Origin of the sequence: Capsulimonas corticalis (genome assembly GCF_003574315.2) — a bacterium.
In the GTDB taxonomy this organism is placed as follows: domain Bacteria; phylum Armatimonadota; class Armatimonadia; order Armatimonadales; family Capsulimonadaceae; genus Capsulimonas; species Capsulimonas corticalis.
In genome coordinates, this window is sequence record NZ_AP025739.1 from 3,111,704 (window position 1) to 3,129,653 (window position 17,950).

Below are 17,950 nucleotides of genomic sequence, written 5' to 3' on the forward strand. Positions count from 1 at the left end.
TCTTAACCTCTGGGGGAAACGAAAAAAGGTGTCTAACTTTAACGTCTAAGAATAGCACGCCGGGCATGTTTTGTCAAGCAATACACCGGGCGCCGGCCCCCGTTTACGATGGCGGGCGCTTCTAAAATCGGCCGCCGGGATAACCCACGACGACGCCCTTCAACTGCAAATCCCGCACCGCCTGGGCCGCCCAGTGTCCCGGCGGAACATCCGGAAACTGCGCGCGGGCGTCGCCGCTGGAAGCGACCGTTTTACGGCCTGCCGGCGGCGCCTCGGAAGGATGCGACTGAGGCTTCGCCGCGCTGGTTTTGCGTGGGCTGGCGTGGGCGGCGCTGATTGTACTGAGCCCGCCAAGCGCGGTCAGGCCAATGCAAATGGACACGCATCGTATCAACGGAGTTCGCGGCATCGAAGGTGATCCTTACTTTGGATGCTATCGAAGGTTTAGAGGCTAAAACGCGGAAGGGGCTTCACGGGAAATATGCCGCCGCAAACAACAGCGCGCATCACAGACAATTGCGGCCCGCCGAATCGTTCGGCGGGCCGCGTTAAAAATGTCCTGTCGTCCGGGCGATCAGCGATACCGGGCGTGATACTGTCCGGAGCGATGGTAGCGGGAGCGCCACGAGCTCCACTGGCTTTCCTTCTTGCGGTCGTCCTCGTACTTCTTCGCCGAGTAAGCCGCGCCGGCGACGCCGAGAACCGTCATCAGCGTGTTATGCTTCGCCACGCCGTAAACGCCCAGAGCGCCGGCGGCAATCGCGATATTGCGCCAGTTGTTCTTTTCCTTCTGAGTATTCGCTAACGCCGCCGTCGGGGCAATCGATGTGGCTGCAATGGTCGCCAACGCCGCGATGGTCGTCACTTTCGATATGGTTCGCATGGTTATCTTCTCCCTCTGGATTTGTGCTTTTTCCGTTGATCCGTCCAACATCTCTTATGTATTTATGGACTGGGGGAGCGGTCAAAATGTTCCCCGGCGCATCCGACAAAAAAAGAACCCATCGGCGGATCGCCGATGGGCCAAAGCGTCGAGAAAGATTTGCAAGATATTGTATACCCGTCCGGTTTCATGCTGAAACATCAATTGCGGAGTGTGGTTATTGATTGAATTTATTCATCGCCGGCTCTATGCCGTCGCGGATCCAGGCTTCGGCGGCGGCGGCGGCGCGGTCGACGGTTTCTTCGACATCGCGCTGTTCGGCTTTGCTGAATTTCCCCAGCACGAAATCGATCTGCACGGAAGCGTCGCGCGGCGCGCCGACGCCGAAGCGCAGACGGGGGAACTCCTGAGAGTGCAGGTGCGCGATCAGCGATTTCAGGCCGTTGTGCCCGCCCGCAGAACCGCCCGCGCGCAGCCGTAGTTTGCCGACAGGGAGCGCGATGTCGTCGGTAATGACCAGGATTTCCGTAAGGGCCAAGGGGCGCTGCCGCAGGAACTGAGCGGCGGATTCGCCGCTCAGGTTCATAAAGGTCTGCGGCTTGAGCAGAAAGACGCGTGTGTCGGCGATCCGGCCATCGCCCACCAATGCGCGATAGTCACGCTTGGCGACCGTAATATGATTGATGCGCGCGAGGTGGTCGATGACGTCAAAGCCAATGTTGTGCCGCGTGCCGTCGTATTCCTTGCCGGGATTGCCCAGGCCGATGATCAGTTTTGTCGGGATATCCATGTCTAGGGAGAGTATAGCATATCGGAATGGCGCTCAATACCCCAGCGTCACCGTCTTATACGTCCCGCCGCTGTCCTCCGCGATGCGCCGCAATAGGTCCGCCGCCTCGAAGTCGCTGACGCCGTCCTTCCCGGGGTTATATCCCGCCAGCCCCACGGTATAGATACGCGCGCCGTTTTTGTTCCGCCGCTGGATCTCGCGACGCAGCTTTCCCGTGTTGGTTTCCTTGACGCTTGGGACGCCGTCGGAGATAAGGAAGACGACGTTGACGCCCGGCATTCCGAGCGCGGTCCGCATGGCGTCCTGAAGGTTGGTGCCTTGCAGCGGCTTGAGTTCGCCGACGAACGATTTGGCGAGGGCGATATTGGCGGGCGTGGCGTCGAGCAGGCCGTCGTGCATGCGCTGAACATCGTCGGAAAACGCAAGGACATCGAAGGATTCGCCGGGACGCAGGCCCGCGAGCGCCGTGTCCAGTTCTTCCCGGACCTTGTCGATCCGCGAGGTCATGCTGCCCGAGACATCGAGCACGTAGACGATATGGCGCGGACCGCTGCCGCCTCCGCCGCCGGGCACGCCGAAGGGGCCGGTCGGCGGGCCGTCGTCGGTCCCGGTATCGCCCGCGCCGGAGTCTTTGCCGGGGCCGACGCCCGCGCCCTGGCCGGCGCCGTCGCCCACGCCATGCGCTCGATCGCCCGATCCATTGTCCGGTGATGGAGCGGGCGACGCGGCGACATTGTCGTGGCCTTCGGCCGTTCCCGATTGCGGCGTGGTCTGAGGCGTTGGGACGGGCGTCGTCAGCGTGTGCGGCTGGGGGCGGCCCTGCACATGGCGGACGGCCGGCGCTCGCCGCGCGGGCGCGGCGCCGCTGGCGTGGCCGCCGCGCGTGGGGTGGGGCGGCAGATTCTCGAAGATCCGCGTGACGCGCTGGACGGCGGGTTTGGGCCGAGGCGTCGGATGCGTCGCTTTGGGAGTGGGCGTCGGGGACGGGATGGCGTGCGGCGTGGGCGGCGTCGGAAGGGCGGCGATCCTGGCCGGCTTCGGTTTGGGCGGATCCGGGCGCGGGCGCTCCACGATCTGGACCGCGATGGGCGCGCGCGCCGGCGCGGCGGGGCCGGACGCGCGCGTGAGCCACCAGGCCAGGCCGCCGAGGACGAGCAGGTGCGCGATGACCGAGACGCCGATGAAGGCGGCGTAGCGTCTCCAGGGATTATTCACAAATCTTCTCCCATAACATGGAATAAGACGGATGTGGGAGCCGCGCGGTTCCCGGTAACTTTGCTTGACTCGGTCCGAGCCCACGGTTATAATAAAGCGTCATCGCAATTACGTACGAAGGAACTTATTATGTCCGATTCGCCGTCCGCTGTCGCCAATGTCGCCGCGCTGATTCTCGCCGCCGGGAAAAGCACCCGGATGAAGTCGAAGACGCCCAAGGCGCTGCACCCGCTGCTGGGCAAGCCGCTGCTGCGCTTCGCGCTGGAGGCGGCCCAGGCGGCCGGCGCGCAGCGCACCGTGATCGTGGTCGGCCATCAGAGCGACATGGTCATGAGCACGCTCGGCGACGATTTCGAATATGTCCTGCAAGCCGAGCAAAAGGGGACGGGGCACGCCGTCCAGATGGCGGAAAAGTCGCTGGAGGATTGGGACGGCCCCGTGCTGGTGATGCCCGGCGACGCGCCGCTGGTCTCCGCCCGCCTGCTCGAATCGCTGCTGGAGCATCACTCCAAGATGCAGGCCGCCGCCACCCTGCTGACCGCCGTGCTTGATGACGCCGGCGCCTACGGCCGCATCGTCCGCGACCCAATCACCCATCAGGTCACCGCGATTGTCGAAGCGAAGGACGCCACTCCCGAGCAGCTAACTATCGGCGAGATCGGCACTTCGGTGTACGCCTTCGATCCGCGCAAACTGTTCTCCGCGCTCCGCCAGATCAGTCCCAACAACGCCCAGGGCGAATATTACCTGACCGACGCCATCGCGCTGCTCGCGCAGCAGGGCGAAGTCGTGGAGGCCGTGATCTCCCCGGACCCGGACATCGTGCGCGGCGTCAACACCCGCGTCGAGCTCATGGAGCTCTCGTCCATACTTCGTGAGCGCATCCATCGCGCGCTGCAATTGTCCGGCGTGACGATCGTCGATCCCCTGACGACCCACATCGACGCCGATGTCAAGATCGGCCAGGACACCACGATCCATCCCTTCACTATTCTCTCCGGCGTGACCGATATCGGCGAGGATTGCGAGATCGGCCCCGGCGCGCGCATCAGCGACTCCAAATTGGGGAACAATGTCTCCGTGCGCGACTCCTATATTGTCGCAAGCGAAGTCGGCGACGGCACCCGGGTCGGCCCTTATGCGAACCTGCGCCCCGGCAACGTGGTCGGCAAGAACGTCAAGATCGGCGATTTCGTCGAACTGAAGCAGGCGACCCTCGCCGACGACGTCTCCGCCGGACACTTCGCCTACCTCGGCGACGCCGAAGTCGGCGCGCGGACCAATATCGGCGCCGGCACGATTACGTGCAACTACGACGGCAAGAAAAAGCACCGAACCATCATCGGCGCCGACGCCTTCGTCGGCACCCACTCAACGCTGGTGGCCCCCGTGACCATCGGCGACGGCGCCTACACGGCGGCCGGCTCGACGATCACGGAAGACGTGCCGGCCCAGGCGCTCGGCATCGGCCGCGGACGGCAGGTGAACAAAGAAGGATGGGCGGCGGAGAAATAGGGGAGAATGCCCTGGGCTCTACAGCTTGTCGGGGGGGGCTGCCCGAAGACTGAAGTCCCCGGCTGGGGGTTGCGAAGCCACCCCCAGCCAGGGACTTTAGTGGGTGGGATTTCTCTTGCCCAGAACATTCGCAATCAAAGCAAGATACGGGCAATAGCCCGCGACGGGGAGGATGGATTACGATGATCGTAGGCTCCGAAACGCTGCGTGTTTTTAGCGGCAACGCCAATCCGATGCTGGCTCGCCGCATCGCTCAGTATCTTGACTTGCCCGTCGGCAAACTTCTGATCACGCGTTTTTCGGACGGGGAGATCCGCGTCAAAATCGAGGAAAGCGTGCGCGGGATGGATGTCTTTATCGTCCAGCCGACCTGCGCCCCGGCCAACGATAGTCTCATGGAGCTGCTGATCCTGGTGGACGCGTTCCGGCGCGCCTCCGCCAAGCGCATCACTCTCGTGATTCCCTATTACGGTTACTCGCGGCAGGATAAAAAAGTCGCGCCGCGCGAGCCCGTCACTGCCCGCCTTGTCGCCGATCTCATCACCACGGCCGGCGCGCATCGGGTCCTGGCGGTCGATCTGCACGCCGGTCAGATCCAGGGCTTCTTCCAGCTTCCCCTCGACCATCTCTACGCCGGCCCTTTGGTGGCGTCGTACTTCGCCGAAAAGGGACTGACCGACGGCGATACCGTGGTCGTCTCGCCCGATGTCGGCGGCGTTGGACGGGCGCGGGGCATGGCGGAAATGCTTCAGGCGCAGATCGCGATCATCATCAAGCGGCGTCCCGAGCCCAACAAAGTCGAAGTGATGGAAATCATCGGCGACGTCGTCGGCAAGACCTGCGTGATGGTGGACGACATGATCGACACCGGCGGCAGCCTCGTCTCCGGCGCCCACGCCCTGCGCGAACGCGGCGCCCGCCGTGTCTTCGCCTGCTGCACCCACCCCGTCCTGTCCGGCGCCGCGCCCGACAATATCCAGAACTCCGCCGTCGAAGAACTCGTTGTCACCGACACCATCCCCGTCAGCGACGAAAAGCGAGAACGCTGCCCCAAAATCACCGTCCTCAGCGTCGCCCCCCTGCTCGCCAGCGCCATTTGCCGCATCCATAAAGACGACAGCGTCAGTGAACTGTTTCAATCTTTTTGGTAGTTGTGATAATTATCAATAAGTAATAACAAGTTGACTTAACGCGTCTTATTTTCAACGTTTCAACTGTAAAGGAATTTGCTGGCTCGGGATTTAGGCCGTCCTCTGTTCGTAGTGGCACAACGCTCTTCTTTGGTCGGTTGTTTTACCCTTCCGAAGTTCGTCGGCCCGTAAGCCAATATTTTGTTGCCCCAGAAAATATGCCGTAGCCGTAATCGTATATCGGTGCATCGAACATGTCGATCTCGCAGTACGATGGCACTGCATTGACCAATCGTCATATGCGACACTCAACCGACACGTGCCTCGAAGAACTCCACGCCATAGCTCGACGTTTCCGATTTGTGATGGAGCATATCCGAGACAGAGATATTGATCTACCATCTGGACTGGGGATACTTAAACATTTTCCGATCTGCTGTTGCGACAAGACCTGTGTGCTGTTAGTACGCTACCTGGCCGAACGTGGATATTCGCAGGCGAGGTCGGTCAATGCCATGTTGATCCGCGACACCACGTGCCGCCACGAATGGGTCGAAGTCGATGGCGTAATCATCGACATCACGGCGGACCAGTTCAAGGCCCGTCCCAAACAGCTACCAGTGATTGTATCCGATCACAGTACGTTTCACCTCAGCTACCGCAGGGCGGAGAGCCGTCAGTACACTTCGGGTTGGACCGACTGGAATTATAACGAGGATTTTCGACGCGACCTGGAAGAGTTTTATGCGGTTGTGGTGCAACTGATGGACGAGCCTACCGTGGCCTGAAAAGCCGCAGACACCCAAGTGATTGTGGAGAAAAGAAAGGTAGGCGAAAGCAATAGGATTGGTCGCTCCTATTTCGGTGCCAGAATGTAGCCATCGGCGTTGAATTTGTACCCAGATGGCTGCGCGGTCAGGTCGGAAAAATTATCTTTGTTGCTTTGCGCCATCGGGTCAGACACGTAGTAATTGGGCGTAGAAACGTAGTTGGGCGCTATCAATGGCGTCCCCTGCATCGGCACATTCCAGTTCTTGCTCGGCGTTGTGCCTGAAGGCGTCTGGATGCCGCCCGTGTTGTCATACCGAAAGTTGTTGGGCGACTGAACCATCTGTGAGAGGGCCGAGAAATTGGTGTTGCTCATGGGATCTGGGGCGTATACGTCTGGCATGGTTACCAATGGAGGCTGTGGCGCCCTATACCCTTGCAGCGCTTGGCCAGGATCGCCCTTTGCTGCCATGCTTGGGTCGGCGTGCAGTGCATTGATTGCTGCTGTAGGGTTTGTCGTAGAGCCTGGTGAGCCTGGAGTCGGCATGGTCTGCGCGGCGTTAAGCGCAAAGCCAGTGGGTATCCCGACCTTCGCCGCCTCTGTCACGAGATTAAACCCCTCAATGAGTCCGCCGATGCCCTCCAGAATCGCACTGCCTCTTCCCAGACGTTTGATGCCTTGCCCCAATCTACGTAACGATGCTGACCACGCTTCAGGCACACTCACTCGGTACTCTCCTGGATTGCGGACCACTTGCCGCAGTGTTGTGGTTTCGGCTTCGACCCCAGTTGCCGTGGCTAGGCCATGAACAGGCATGGAATCGAGCAAGCGAGCAAGATCAGGGCGGGCGCGCTCAAGCCAGGAAAGGGCAGTGGGAAGGTCACGGAGGGCTTGGTTCTCGATGGTGCTCGTTAGCGATGCGACACGGCGAAATTTGCTGGGATACATACTGATCGATTCGCATTTTCCTGCCCAATAACCTGGCAAGCCGCACGAGACAAGAAGACTCTCATTCATCGGATTATGGTCAAAACTCTGGAATATTCCAGAGTTTTGCGAATCCGCCACAGCCCTCATATCTTCACGGCACTGAGATAATTACGCAATTTTGCTGTCCCATCCCTGAGCGCAGCATAGACTCGCCATCGCGATATCCCCAATATCTCTGTCGCCTCCATGTGTGTATGTTCGTCCAGAAGCACGCATTCGATTACTCTTCGTTCGATTTCCGACAGGCGCGACAATGCGCTGCTGGCGAGCACCCGAGCATCCGCAGAGGCCGCAAAATCATCATCCGATGCTGCGCCGATGTCTTCAGCTTCAATGAAGGCGCGTTGCGGTATTTGTGCGTGGACCTCTGGTTTATCGCGATCAGCCCAAAGTTTTTCAGGGATGCGTATTACGTCGTCTTGTCCACCACGTGCATAGTGGCTCACCGCAAACATGGCTCGGTTGTAGGCATGGGTGGTTAATGATGCCACCTGCCCATCGTGTGTCCTGATCGCTTCCAACACTCCGATTTTAGCGATCTGAACGAGGTCTTGATAGCTCGCGTTGCCACGGTGCTTCCGCACGACTGCATGGGCGAGATGCTCGTATTTTTTAAGGAGTTGCTCTTCGCCTCGAACTGGGCGCTGGGCGCGTTGCGCAACTGATTGCTTGCTGTCACCTATCATGCTGAATCGTATTACTCCTTGTATTGCGATTATTGTTTTGAGGATCATACTTTCATGATTCCATTGTGTGGATATTATTCCTCAAGATTTTCGAAAAAAATACCTGGTACGAGAATTATTTTTGGCAAAGCCAAGCTGTCTGAGTAAGAAGTAAAGAACGAGACCATGAAGAGATTGATCAGATGAAGGAGAAGGCTGGTGTGAGGTGGAGAACGCAAAAACTCTGGAATATTCCAGAGTTTTGTCATCGGACTGCAGAGCGCGGGACAACCGACTGCCTTATTTGTGTATGTCGGCAGACGCCATGCCGCGCATGGACGCCACAATCAAGTTGCCCCGCAAGGTCATTATAGCATAGGCGTTATTCGGGGCCGCGCTCTTGTAGCCATTGTTTTCTTGGCGCGCTCGATTGCAGCGTGATATTGAGCATTGTCCGCTTTCAAGTCGTGTCGCCACAACCCGCCTCCTAGCGGAGAAAGCTCCCAATGCTTGCCTTGAGGTGCGCGGTGGGGTGGGGTAGAACCTTGTGGACATGCCTTGCGACCACAAGTGTAAAATGCCTTTGTCGAGTAAAAAAATGCAGGTATCCTGATCTCGTGTTCACAATGCGGACATTGCGTCGCAACTGATGTCTTTTTCTTGCTCATTTTAGTGCCTCTGTCCTCGCAAATCAATATCCCGCTAACTCTTTATAAGATGCCATATCCCCGTAGATTCGTGACGCCGTTACCGCAGCCCACGCCGCGACCCTGGCAGATGCTCCATACTGATAGGCAGGTAGGGCATAGTTGGTCCACACGGCATGGAGTGTCGCAGGACCATCGTGGCCGCCAAGGGCCTTGTACTCCGCAAGCCAAGCCAAATACCATCGTCGCGTTGGTGTTGTTCTCATTTTTTATCTCTCCAAAAAACATTTAGGCCCCCGCACGGTCGAGGCGCGGGGGCTTGATCCTAGCTCAGCACCAGGAAATCTGCGCAGTCTCGACCGCTGCTGGATTTGTTTTCGTGCCTCTAACGAAAAAGCGCACAAAAAATTAGCGATCAAAATGGAAGAGGCGGCAAAGGGCGCTAAATTACGAGTTTCCGCTTCTCCCGCGATGTCGGGCATGGATGTTTACATATGGCTTAGGCCAGTGACCATGCCACCACCTATCGGTTTGGCACGAATACTGGGCGGCATTGTCGGTGCGGTGGTGGCGTTAGTGAGGTGGGCGGCGCATTGAAACGTGTGATAAAATATTCTCGGACAGTGATCCAAAACTGTCGCAATAAGGCTATGCAGCGAGATGCTGCTGAATGTTAATTTCATGTTCCGAGCCATCCATAAAACCACTGGTGAATCCGTTATTTCGATTGACTCGATCTGGGCTGAGCGTACCGATGAGCTACGTGCTCTTGATCAGCAGGATCTTCTTCTGTGCCGAGGCTGCGGTTCGGCTGTGCGTCTTCACGCGGGAAAGATTCGAGCACGATATTTTGCCCACAAACATTTACAAAATTGCTCCCTCGACCACGTAAGCCCTGAAACCCTTCAAGTCCGTGCCATGCTCTACATGCGTCTTGTGGAGGTGTTTGGTAGTGAAGTCCAGATCGAGAAGGACTGGGAACACGGACGAGCCATCGATTGCTTTGTGGATCTACCATCAGGCTCCGTTGCTTATTGGGTCGTAGACCGAGGCATACAGCCTCAAGAGCGCCATGTTCTCATGGAACGTCTCGGTGAGATCGCACAGCACGTTCATTGGGTATTCACCAGCACGCTGTACTCACCCAGTTTTGGCAACGCCAATGCGTTGAACCTCTCAACAACCGAACGTGATCTGATGAGTCGCTCTGTATTTGATAAGCGACTCATAAACGGCCAGGCGGTTACTGGGCACTCCCTCCACTACGTCGATCCAGAGACTGGCATCGTCACCACACACCGCCACCTCCACTGCGTCCATCCCCCACAAGTCTTTGAAGGCGCTATTTGGCGCACGCCGATGGCTGACATCCTCATTGCCCCGAAAAACGGCGAAATCGTGCATCCTGGCGAGCGCGAACGGCTGGCCGAAGTACAGGCCGTTCTAGCGCGCCAGAAGGAACAACGGCGGCTGGCAGACGAAGAGATCGAGCGAAGGCGAATTGCAGCGCTCCAGGCGGTTGAGGAGGCCCAACGGAAGCAAGCCGAACAGCGTGCAGAGATCGAGCGCACCAGAGTGGCTAACGTTGGAGCTTTGGCGTCGAACGTTGGTATCTGCAAGTTTTGTGGGCAAAAAACCACTGACTGGTATTACCGCAATGGTCTCACGGGAGAATGTGGCTGTAATGCGTGCCTGAGGTTGGGGAGGGCTAAGTCAGGAGGATGATGGCGTAGGGTATGCCGCCGAAATATGCTCAACAAGGCCCTTAAAGACAGCCGCATGGGAAATATGTCGTCAGCGTGAAACTTGCGCGTTGTGGGCAGGAAAAATAGCCTTTCTAAGCCGATCCCGAGCACGGGGCGCGGCGATCACAGGCGGACAGGGGCCTTCGGCGGTGCGGGCAGGTATATCCGTAGTGTTGTTTGTGTCGCCACCTACGGGGCGACTCTCCGAGTAAGAGAGATGCGGCTCGTTCGTGGTTCTTTTTTGTCCAGAAGGCTGCGGTGGGTTGAAGATAGGATGGAATCGAATGTCATCTCTTATCAACTGGTGATCTCCCGAGTGAGCAAGGAGCGCAGCGACGCGGCGAACGGGGAGAGCGCCACTTGAAAAGAATCGGCGCAAGCGCCTCCCTTTTCAAGACTCTATGGCGAAAATCCTGACAAAGGAACTACGGATTTGGTATCCCGCCCCGTGGGGCGATCCAATAGATTCCTATTACTTTATTCTGATTCCTTCTGAATTGTATAGGAACACGCAGGCTTCATTTTTGGCAGTTTTTCGACCTTCACCATCTAAAACGGCCACTGGATCTAGTGGCCGAAATAAATAACGGCCACTGAGATTTTTGCGCATCGGCCACTGAATTTGCTCAAAAACGGCCACTGACGGCCACTGGATTTAGAGGCAATCCTCAGGCACAGAATACGCCGTTCCTCCTCTGGAACCTGGCCCCGCAAGAAGTTGCCCTTCGGCACAAAGGCCGTGAACTGCATTGTCCACAGTGTCGTTACTGATCTGCCCAAAAAATCGTCTCATAGCCTCTCTGATTGCTCGTAGAGAGCGTTTAGTGATATCATCCGTTTGTTTCGCCCGCACGTAATCAATGACCCACTTGCTCACGATTTCCTGTGTCCGTTCGGGAGCGGCTTTGATGATGTTGCGCTGTGGGCAGTATTTCCACAACATCATTCTGGGTTTGCCTTTTGGATGTCGCCATACCACACCGCTCCCAGGATCTTTACTCAACTCACCAAGCATACGGCCAACCTCTTGCCACTTCGAGCGGCACTGGAGTTGTTCCGCTATCTGAGCGCTTGTATATTCAGATAGACGGTCGCTCCGCAGAAATTTTTTGATGGCAATCTTGAGTTCATGGGGGAGGTAGGTCTTCCCATCTGTCTGGCGAGCGGGTTTCGTGGCAGCCTTCCGTTGCTCCCACCGCTCCTGCTGGAGAGGTTTTAGCCATCCATCTGCTTTAATCGTGCGCGCCACAAACGTGTTGATCAGCTTGGGCCAGTCGGCTTCAGGAATGATTTGATTGATCAGAAATTCGTCGTGCCAGTCGGCCCAGGAGCGTGCCATCGCGTTGAGATTTTCGGAGAGGGTGGAATCGACCTCTTCTAGGGCGGCAAAATTCTCACAACAGAGCTTCACGGCCACGGCGTCGAGGAGCCTCATGATGTTGGCAGGCTCATAGAGCACTGCAATGCGATGAGCGCGGCGGTATTCGTCGTATATCGCGCGTCCTTTGGCGCGTTTGTCTAAGATGTCCGAGTGTCTGGTACGAGCGAGGTCAATTCCTCCTACGCGCCACCGTTCGGCATGTGCCCAGGCGGATACGCGCTCAATCATGTGGCTTGGAGCCACGCCGCTCATTACGTCGTAAAGAGTTGTGTTTGGATCAATCTCGGTCATCGGCAAACCAAAAGCCCCGCCGAGCAGACGCAACCTACTCGACAGGGCATGGTACCGCCGCCCGACCAAAGGCGACTCCGTGGCTGAACGGCAGGTTGCGTCTGCCGCTCAGCAATATTGTAAGCAGGGCTGGTCAGGCCACGCTCGTTGTTTCTGAAGGGAATTACCAGGCAGAAGCGGTCGTGCCCTGCCTGATCTCTGGAACTGTTTTCGTGCGTTTTTCGGGGATGCGCACAGCCAATTCGCCCATTGTAGAGCGCGGAACCTTTATTCGTTTATCATCTGTCGGTGGGACGCAATAGTTTGCAATCCGTTGCTGGTGCATAATCGAGCGGGGTGATGCCTGTGAGTTGTACTCTGTCACAGCTTGCTTGCTCGTTCCTCAACACCATTGTTCTTCCTGAACATATCCCCCAGTTCTCCACGCCAGTTCTTGAGCAAGAAGTGCCGCATCGCTGGTGAATACGGTGGCTCTGGAATAAAATCCCCGAACTCTTGCTCGAAGTAAGGCCATGCTGCTTTCAAATATCCACGCCCACGCGCGAATGGATGTAACCAAATCCACTCCAATCCCCATGGACTGACATGACTCCAGTTGCGTTTGCGGAAGTTTACCGCTCCCACGGCTTGATACCAGCCACCTCCAGTGTTCGCTACCCACAAGAATGGTCGAGCATCTTCATCGCCTTTGGGATCATATGATGGGAAGTCAGCGCCCCATTCATGCATGAAATATCGTGCGCATTGGTAAACGCTGGTTCGCATTCTCATGCGAGATTTCATCGTTACTGGAACGATCCTGCACGGTCCACTGCTAATGTTGGTGTTCCTCTCGGGCTGATATTGTTCTGGAACTGGCTCCGCGTCACGTGGTGGATTCAAATACCATTCCAGGAGTGAAGGAAAATAATGTCGTAAGGATCTGGGCTTCTTTTATACATGCAGGGATGATACCTCTCGCTGGAATATCCCAGAGGTTTGGGCCTCGTTCGTCGCACGGTGCGTTTCCATCACGAACGTCCCAAGTGTTCTGACCGTGGTGGTGGTGCAGATGTCGAGGTAATGGAGCACGCCTGCATCCGTTATACCTGCAGGGAAATAACATCAAATTTTTTTGCCGAAGCAACAATATAAAATTCGTTTTTCTGAACAACATCAGATTTATTGACAAGGAACAACAATTTTGGTATACTTGCATCAAGTCGCTGAACGATGCCTCTTTGGAAGGAAACCGTAATGAACCAGTTGTTGAACGATGCTCTGCCCATTGATGCCGCCGCAATGTTGTTGGGCTTAGGAAGAACACACTTACTGCAGGCGGCTGTGGCAGGTGATCTTGAGATCGGTGTGTCGCTACAGAGTTTGATCGGCTGGAAAGCCAAGCGAGATGCAGAGGGAAAAGCCATTGGGGAGCCAAGCGAAGCACCAATAGTGGAACAACGGCAGGACATTGGTATGAATGTCGAGATCGGCTTTTGGACGCCTGCGGAGCGATTCTCTCACAAATGGCCTGACGGCACGATAGAGGAGTACGGCAAGTCGTTCAAGGCCGACGTGCAGGTGAATGGCAAGAGCCGCACCATTTATATTGGCATTACTCAGCGGGCATCGGCTGGACTCGATGATCGTGCCCGCGCAATCGTCTTCTACAACGCTCCGCCAAAACAACGCGCTCTCGTAGAGTTCTCTGGCAACGGTGATTTGACGACCACCACGAAGTATGCTTCTCCGATAAAGGAACAGGGTGGTCATACACACGTCCGTCTAGGACAGTCCGTGCCCGCCGCCTACAACGGCATGGCGACCTGCATCTTTTCGGAGATAATCGTTGGGCCATATGCGGCGAACTCCGTAGCAGTTGTCACAGATATAGCAAATCGTGATGCAATGCTGGACATCATGGCGAAGCACGGTATTATTCGCGGCGTGCATCGTGGGTGGCTGTAGAGATGCCGTTTCCGCCACGCCTGAGTAGGTGTGTCGGAATCTCGCTCGCTTGCTGGAGGGTGCGTTTTGAAGTCCGCTGTGCTTTCCTCACGACTCAAATCCTCCCAGAGATGAGCAGGAAATAGCCATCGTATCGATGAACTTATGGCAGAACAACCCACTGTGGCTTTGCCGCGGTGGGTTCGACTTTTGAGAAGCGAACTACCCCCATGCCCAAAATCACCCTGCCGCAATTAGAGCGGCACCTTTATAGCGCTGCTGACATTTTACGTGGCAAAATGGACGCCTCCGAGTTTAAAGAGTATCTCTTCGGGATGCTCTTCCTGAAGCGCGCCTCCGACGTTTTTGATGAGCGCCGTGAAAAAATCATCGCCGATATGGTGGCGAAGGGGCGCTCTCAGGAAGATGCTGAGAAGCAGGCCGAGAGATCAGTACGATATGCTGACACCTTCTTTGTCCCAGAGACCGCGCGCTGGAGTTACATCCGCGACCACTTGCACACTGATATTGGCAACGGGCTGAACAAGGCTCTTGGTGCACTGGAACAGGCCAATCATTCTATCTCGGGTGTCGTGTCTCATATCGAGTTCAATCGCACTATTGACAACAAACGCCTTATCCCTGATGTGCGATACCGCAAGCTCATTACGCATTTCTCAAAGAAACGCTTTCGTCTGCGTAATGAGGACTTTGAATTCCCTGATCTTCTCGGCGCTGCATACGAGTTCTTAGTCAAGCAGTTTGCCGATAGTGCGGGGAAGAAAGGCGGAGAGTTTTACACGCCGCGTGAAGTAGTGCGCTTGATGGTGCGCCTCCTGAAGCCCGAAAACGGTATGCAAGTATACGATCCGTGCTGCGGATCGGGCGGCATGCTAATTATTTCACAGCAGTATGTGGAGGAACACGGAGGGGGAAAGCTCCAGTTGTTTGGTCAAGAGGCAAATGGTGGCGTCTGGGCTATCTGTCGAATGAACATGCTTCTTCACGGTATTCCAGACTCAGATATCCAGAACGAGGATGTGATCGCGCGCCCCCAGCACGCGGAGGGTGGGGAATTGATGCGCCACGATCGTGTGATTTCCAATCCACCGTTTAGTTTGAACTATGATCCCGATGAATTGACCTTTAGGGAGCGGTTTCGTCACGGATACGCACCAGCTACGGGCAAAAAGGCTGATCTGATGTTCGTGCAGCACATGTTGGCTGTGCTGAATACAAACGGTATGGTTGCGACAGTTATGCCGCATGGTGTCTTGTTCCGTAGCGGTGATGAGCAGAAGATCCGTACCAGTATTCTTGATGATGACCAACTGGAAGCCGTGATTGGACTGCCGAGTAATTTGTTTTACGGAACAGGTATCCCCGCGTGTATTCTCGTCCTACGAGCCAAGGGTGCTAAGCCTGCCGCACGACGCGGAAAGGTCTTGTTCATCAACGCGGACGCCGAATTTGCAGCGGGCCGTGCTCAGAATTACCTGCGCCCTGAGCACATCGAGAAGATTGTCACGACATTTGAGGAATTCGAGGATGCGTCGCGCTATGCCACAGTAGTCACGCGGGCCGAAATAGCTGCAAATGGTGATAACCTGAATATCCGTCGCTATGCCGACAACGCCTGTCCACCCGAACCGCAGGACGTGCGTGCGCATCTTCTTGGTGGTGTGCCAAAAACAGAAGTGGCAGCCGCTGGTCCGCTTCTGATGGCCCAAGGTTTTGATCCCGCAGACCTCTTTGCGGATCACGATGAAAGGTATCTTGGATTTGTGCCAAGTGTGCGGACGCGCGCAGACGTAGGGCGCATCATTCGCACGAGTTGTGGAGTACAACTTCAGGAGAAACGCCTGCTCAGTGCTTGCGTTGACTGGTGGGCTGCGCACGAGATGCGTATCCTGTCCTTGCCTGAAACAAAAGACATGATGGTTGCTCGCGCGGAATTCCTGCAATCGTTTGAGAACTCCCTTGTGCCCATCGGTCTCCTAGATCGCTACGAGACGGCGGGAGTAATCGCATCATGGTGGCAGGAGATGCAGTTCTCTTTGAAAACACTTCAGGCGTCGGGATTCGCTGGTTTAATGGATTCCTGGGTGGCCAACCTCGAAACCGCTTTGCGCGGTGAAGAAGACGATGGCGAGGAAACTGACAACAGCAAAAAGAAGAGTACCAATTCCAAATGGGATGTGCCACAGATGGCTGGAGCCGAACGCCTCAAGCGAATTCTGCTTGCTGACTTACTTCAGGAAATTGCCGAGGCGGAGGCCGCCTGTGACTTGATCGAGTCGCAGATCAAAGCTACTATGAAGCCTAATGACGAAGAGGGGAGTGAAGATGACGAAGAGGCCGAGCCGTTAACGGAAGCTGAAATAAAGGCGCTCAAGCGTGAACTCACGGCGTCGAAGAAGCGAGTGAAGGCTTTGGGCGCGGGTGCTGCCGATTTGGTTGTGTCAACACGAGCTGGCTTGGCCGCGTCTGATCTGCAGAAACTAGCCATTCAAGTCCTACGAGAGGAATTGAATGAAATGCTGTCACGATATGTTCAGGCACGGCGTCAACAGGTGGAACGATTGTTAGAGGCGATGTGGGATAAATATGACACATCACTGACAACACTCACATATCAACGAGTTCAAGCGGAAACAGCGATGAACAACTTCCTGAGAAATTTAAACTATGTGGACTAAGGAACTGCTCGGCGAGGTAGCCACAGTGGAAGTTGGTGGTACCCCAAGTACGGATGTGTCTGCGTATTGGGGCGGACAGGTTCCATGGATGGTGTCTGGTGACGTTCACAGAAATCGCGTTGCTCATGTGGATGGGAGAATTACGGAGCTAGGACTGTCGGCGTCAAACGCCAAAATAATTGATCCTCCCGCTGTTGCAGTCGCTCTTGCAGGTCAGGGTAAGACACGTGGCACGGTCGCATTGACACTTATTCCACTCTGTACAAACCAATCTGTCGCACTTATTCGCGGGAAAAGCAACGTGCTCGACACTACCTACTTGTTCCATGATCTGAAAAGTCGGTATGAAGAGTTACGGGCACGATCATCGGGTGGAGGGCGTGGTGGTTTAACAAAAGCTATACTTGAGGCACTCCCTCTACACCTGCCACCAATCGAGGAGCAACGACGAATTGCGAATGTGCTGGACACAAATGATGATCTCATTGCGAAGTCTGCTTCCGTGGTCGCAAAACTCCGCCAACTGAAAACTGGTCTAATGAACGATCTGCTGATGTTTGGGTTGGCAGACTGCGGGACTGCAGGAAATAATGAGTTGAGGTTCAACGATGTAAACGATCTATCGTTTGATGGAGTAGGAGCGAGCTTTAATGTCCCACCGCTTCGCGCTCCGCGAACGCACCCTGAGCAGTTCACAAATTCACATATTGGGCCTCTGCCAAAAGGCTGGGAAATTGTGCGACTACTTGATCACGTTGATCTTCCATCAGGTCAAGTAGATCCACGTCAGGCTCCGTACCGCGACTGGCCGTTGATTGGTCCTGATCATATCGAGGGCGGTACAGGGCGGCTGCTACAAATAAGCACAGCGGCAGAACAGGGGGCCATTAGCGGCAAGTACGTGTTTCAGTCTGGAGATGTCTTGTACAGCAAGATTCGCCCAAATCTTCGAAAGGTTACTCTTGCGACATTCGATGGGTTGTGTAGTGCGGACATGTACCCAATGCGTCCACGCCCTACGATGGATTCGTATTACCTTCTCATATCACTTCTTGGAGAGCGATTTTCTCGATTTGCCACAGCCGTTTCTATGCGAAGCGGCTTTCCGAAGATAAACAGGGAGGAGTTAGCGGAATTCATGATCGCCCGCCCGCCTATTCAAGAGCAGCAGTTGATAGGACAGATAGCGCGAGTACATGATATGCGAATTAGAGCGGAGGAAACGTACCGTGACAAGCTAATCCTTCAAAAGGAGGGGCTCATGGCTGATCTGCTGACTGGGCTGGTGCGCGTATGCAAGTAAT

The 17,950-nt window shown here is 55.9% G+C and carries 16 protein-coding genes; 8 read left to right on the forward strand and 8 right to left on the reverse strand.

Annotation, left to right across the window (positions count from 1 at the left end; genetic code table 11):
- Window positions 1–121: 121 nt before the first annotated feature.
- The 4 genes from D5261_RS13125 to D5261_RS13140 all read right to left on the reverse strand — a co-directional run bounded on the left by D5261_RS13125 (window position 122) and on the right by D5261_RS13140 (window position 2,888).
- Window positions 122–382: an S-layer homology domain-containing protein gene (locus tag D5261_RS13125; RefSeq protein WP_119321469.1), complete on the reverse strand. Its 261-nt coding sequence runs from the start codon at window positions 380–382 to the stop codon at window positions 122–124.
- 192 nt (window positions 383–574) lie between these two features.
- A complete protein-coding gene (locus D5261_RS13130; protein ID WP_119321470.1) occupies window positions 575–883 on the reverse strand; it encodes a hypothetical protein in 309 nt (102 codons plus the stop codon).
- Between the two features lie 217 nt (window positions 884–1,100).
- Complete coding sequence (gene pth / locus D5261_RS13135) at window positions 1,101–1,673, reverse strand: aminoacyl-tRNA hydrolase (RefSeq protein ID WP_119321471.1); 573 nt, start codon at window positions 1,671–1,673, stop codon at window positions 1,101–1,103.
- 33 nt (window positions 1,674–1,706) lie between these two features.
- A complete protein-coding gene (locus D5261_RS13140) occupies window positions 1,707–2,888 on the reverse strand; it encodes a VWA domain-containing protein (RefSeq protein WP_119321472.1) in 1,182 nt (393 codons plus the stop codon).
- A 129-nt stretch (window positions 2,889–3,017) separates the two neighbouring features.
- Here D5261_RS13140 and glmU point away from each other — a divergent pair, with 129 nt between their 5' ends.
- The 3 genes from glmU to D5261_RS13155 all read left to right on the forward strand — a co-directional run bounded on the left by glmU (window position 3,018) and on the right by D5261_RS13155 (window position 6,321).
- Window positions 3,018–4,403 carry a bifunctional UDP-N-acetylglucosamine diphosphorylase/glucosamine-1-phosphate N-acetyltransferase GlmU gene (glmU, locus tag D5261_RS13145; protein WP_119321473.1) on the forward strand — a complete coding sequence of 462 codons (1,386 nt, stop codon included), beginning with the start codon at window positions 3,018–3,020 and terminating at the stop codon, window positions 4,401–4,403.
- A 182-nt stretch (window positions 4,404–4,585) separates the two neighbouring features.
- Window positions 4,586–5,554 carry a ribose-phosphate diphosphokinase gene (locus D5261_RS13150; RefSeq protein WP_119321474.1) on the forward strand — a complete coding sequence of 323 codons (969 nt, stop codon included), beginning with the start codon at window positions 4,586–4,588 and terminating at the stop codon, window positions 5,552–5,554.
- Window positions 5,555–5,787: 233 nt separating this feature from the next.
- Window positions 5,788–6,321, forward strand: a complete 534-nt coding sequence (locus tag D5261_RS13155; protein WP_125205973.1) for a hypothetical protein — start codon at window positions 5,788–5,790, stop codon at window positions 6,319–6,321.
- Between the two features lie 68 nt (window positions 6,322–6,389).
- On the opposite strand, the gene D5261_RS13160 is transcribed toward D5261_RS13155, so the two are convergent.
- A complete protein-coding gene (locus D5261_RS13160) occupies window positions 6,390–7,370 on the reverse strand; it encodes a hypothetical protein (protein ID WP_125205974.1) in 981 nt (326 codons plus the stop codon).
- 5 nt (window positions 7,371–7,375) lie between these two features.
- Window positions 7,376–8,026 carry a sigma-70 family RNA polymerase sigma factor gene (locus D5261_RS13165; RefSeq protein ID WP_119321477.1) on the reverse strand — a complete coding sequence of 217 codons (651 nt, stop codon included), beginning with the start codon at window positions 8,024–8,026 and terminating at the stop codon, window positions 7,376–7,378.
- A gap of 791 nt (window positions 8,027–8,817) precedes the next feature.
- Here D5261_RS13165 and D5261_RS13170 point away from each other — a divergent pair.
- The gene (locus D5261_RS13170; protein WP_125205975.1) at window positions 8,818–9,201 is read left to right on the forward strand and encodes a hypothetical protein; all 384 of its coding nucleotides are present in this window, start codon (window positions 8,818–8,820) and stop codon (window positions 9,199–9,201) included.
- Window positions 9,202–9,264: 63 nt separating this feature from the next.
- Window positions 9,265–10,329 carry a competence protein CoiA family protein gene (locus D5261_RS13175; RefSeq protein ID WP_119321478.1) on the forward strand — a complete coding sequence of 355 codons (1,065 nt, stop codon included), beginning with the start codon at window positions 9,265–9,267 and terminating at the stop codon, window positions 10,327–10,329.
- Between the two features lie 675 nt (window positions 10,330–11,004).
- Here the strand turns inward: D5261_RS13175 and D5261_RS13180 are convergent.
- On the reverse strand, window positions 11,005–12,021 hold the full coding sequence (locus tag D5261_RS13180; protein ID WP_125205976.1) for a hypothetical protein: 1,017 nt from the start codon (window positions 12,019–12,021) through the stop codon (window positions 11,005–11,007).
- Window positions 12,022–12,381: 360 nt separating this feature from the next.
- On the reverse strand, window positions 12,382–12,792 hold the full coding sequence (locus D5261_RS13185; protein WP_125205977.1) for a hypothetical protein: 411 nt from the start codon (window positions 12,790–12,792) through the stop codon (window positions 12,382–12,384).
- A gap of 465 nt (window positions 12,793–13,257) precedes the next feature.
- Between D5261_RS13185 and D5261_RS13190 the strand changes: the two genes are divergently transcribed.
- The 3 genes from D5261_RS13190 (at window position 13,258) to D5261_RS13200 (ending at window position 17,949) form a co-directional block, all read left to right on the forward strand.
- Complete coding sequence (locus D5261_RS13190; protein WP_119321480.1) at window positions 13,258–13,968, forward strand: hypothetical protein; 711 nt, start codon at window positions 13,258–13,260, stop codon at window positions 13,966–13,968.
- A gap of 209 nt (window positions 13,969–14,177) precedes the next feature.
- The gene (locus D5261_RS13195; RefSeq protein WP_119321481.1) at window positions 14,178–16,646 is read left to right on the forward strand and encodes a type I restriction-modification system subunit M; all 2,469 of its coding nucleotides are present in this window, start codon (window positions 14,178–14,180) and stop codon (window positions 16,644–16,646) included.
- The gene (locus D5261_RS13200) at window positions 16,636–17,949 is read left to right on the forward strand and encodes a restriction endonuclease subunit S (protein WP_119321482.1); all 1,314 of its coding nucleotides are present in this window, start codon (window positions 16,636–16,638) and stop codon (window positions 17,947–17,949) included. Before D5261_RS13195 ends, D5261_RS13200 begins: the two co-directional genes overlap by 11 nt.
- The last annotated feature ends 1 nt before the right edge of the window (window position 17,950 follow it).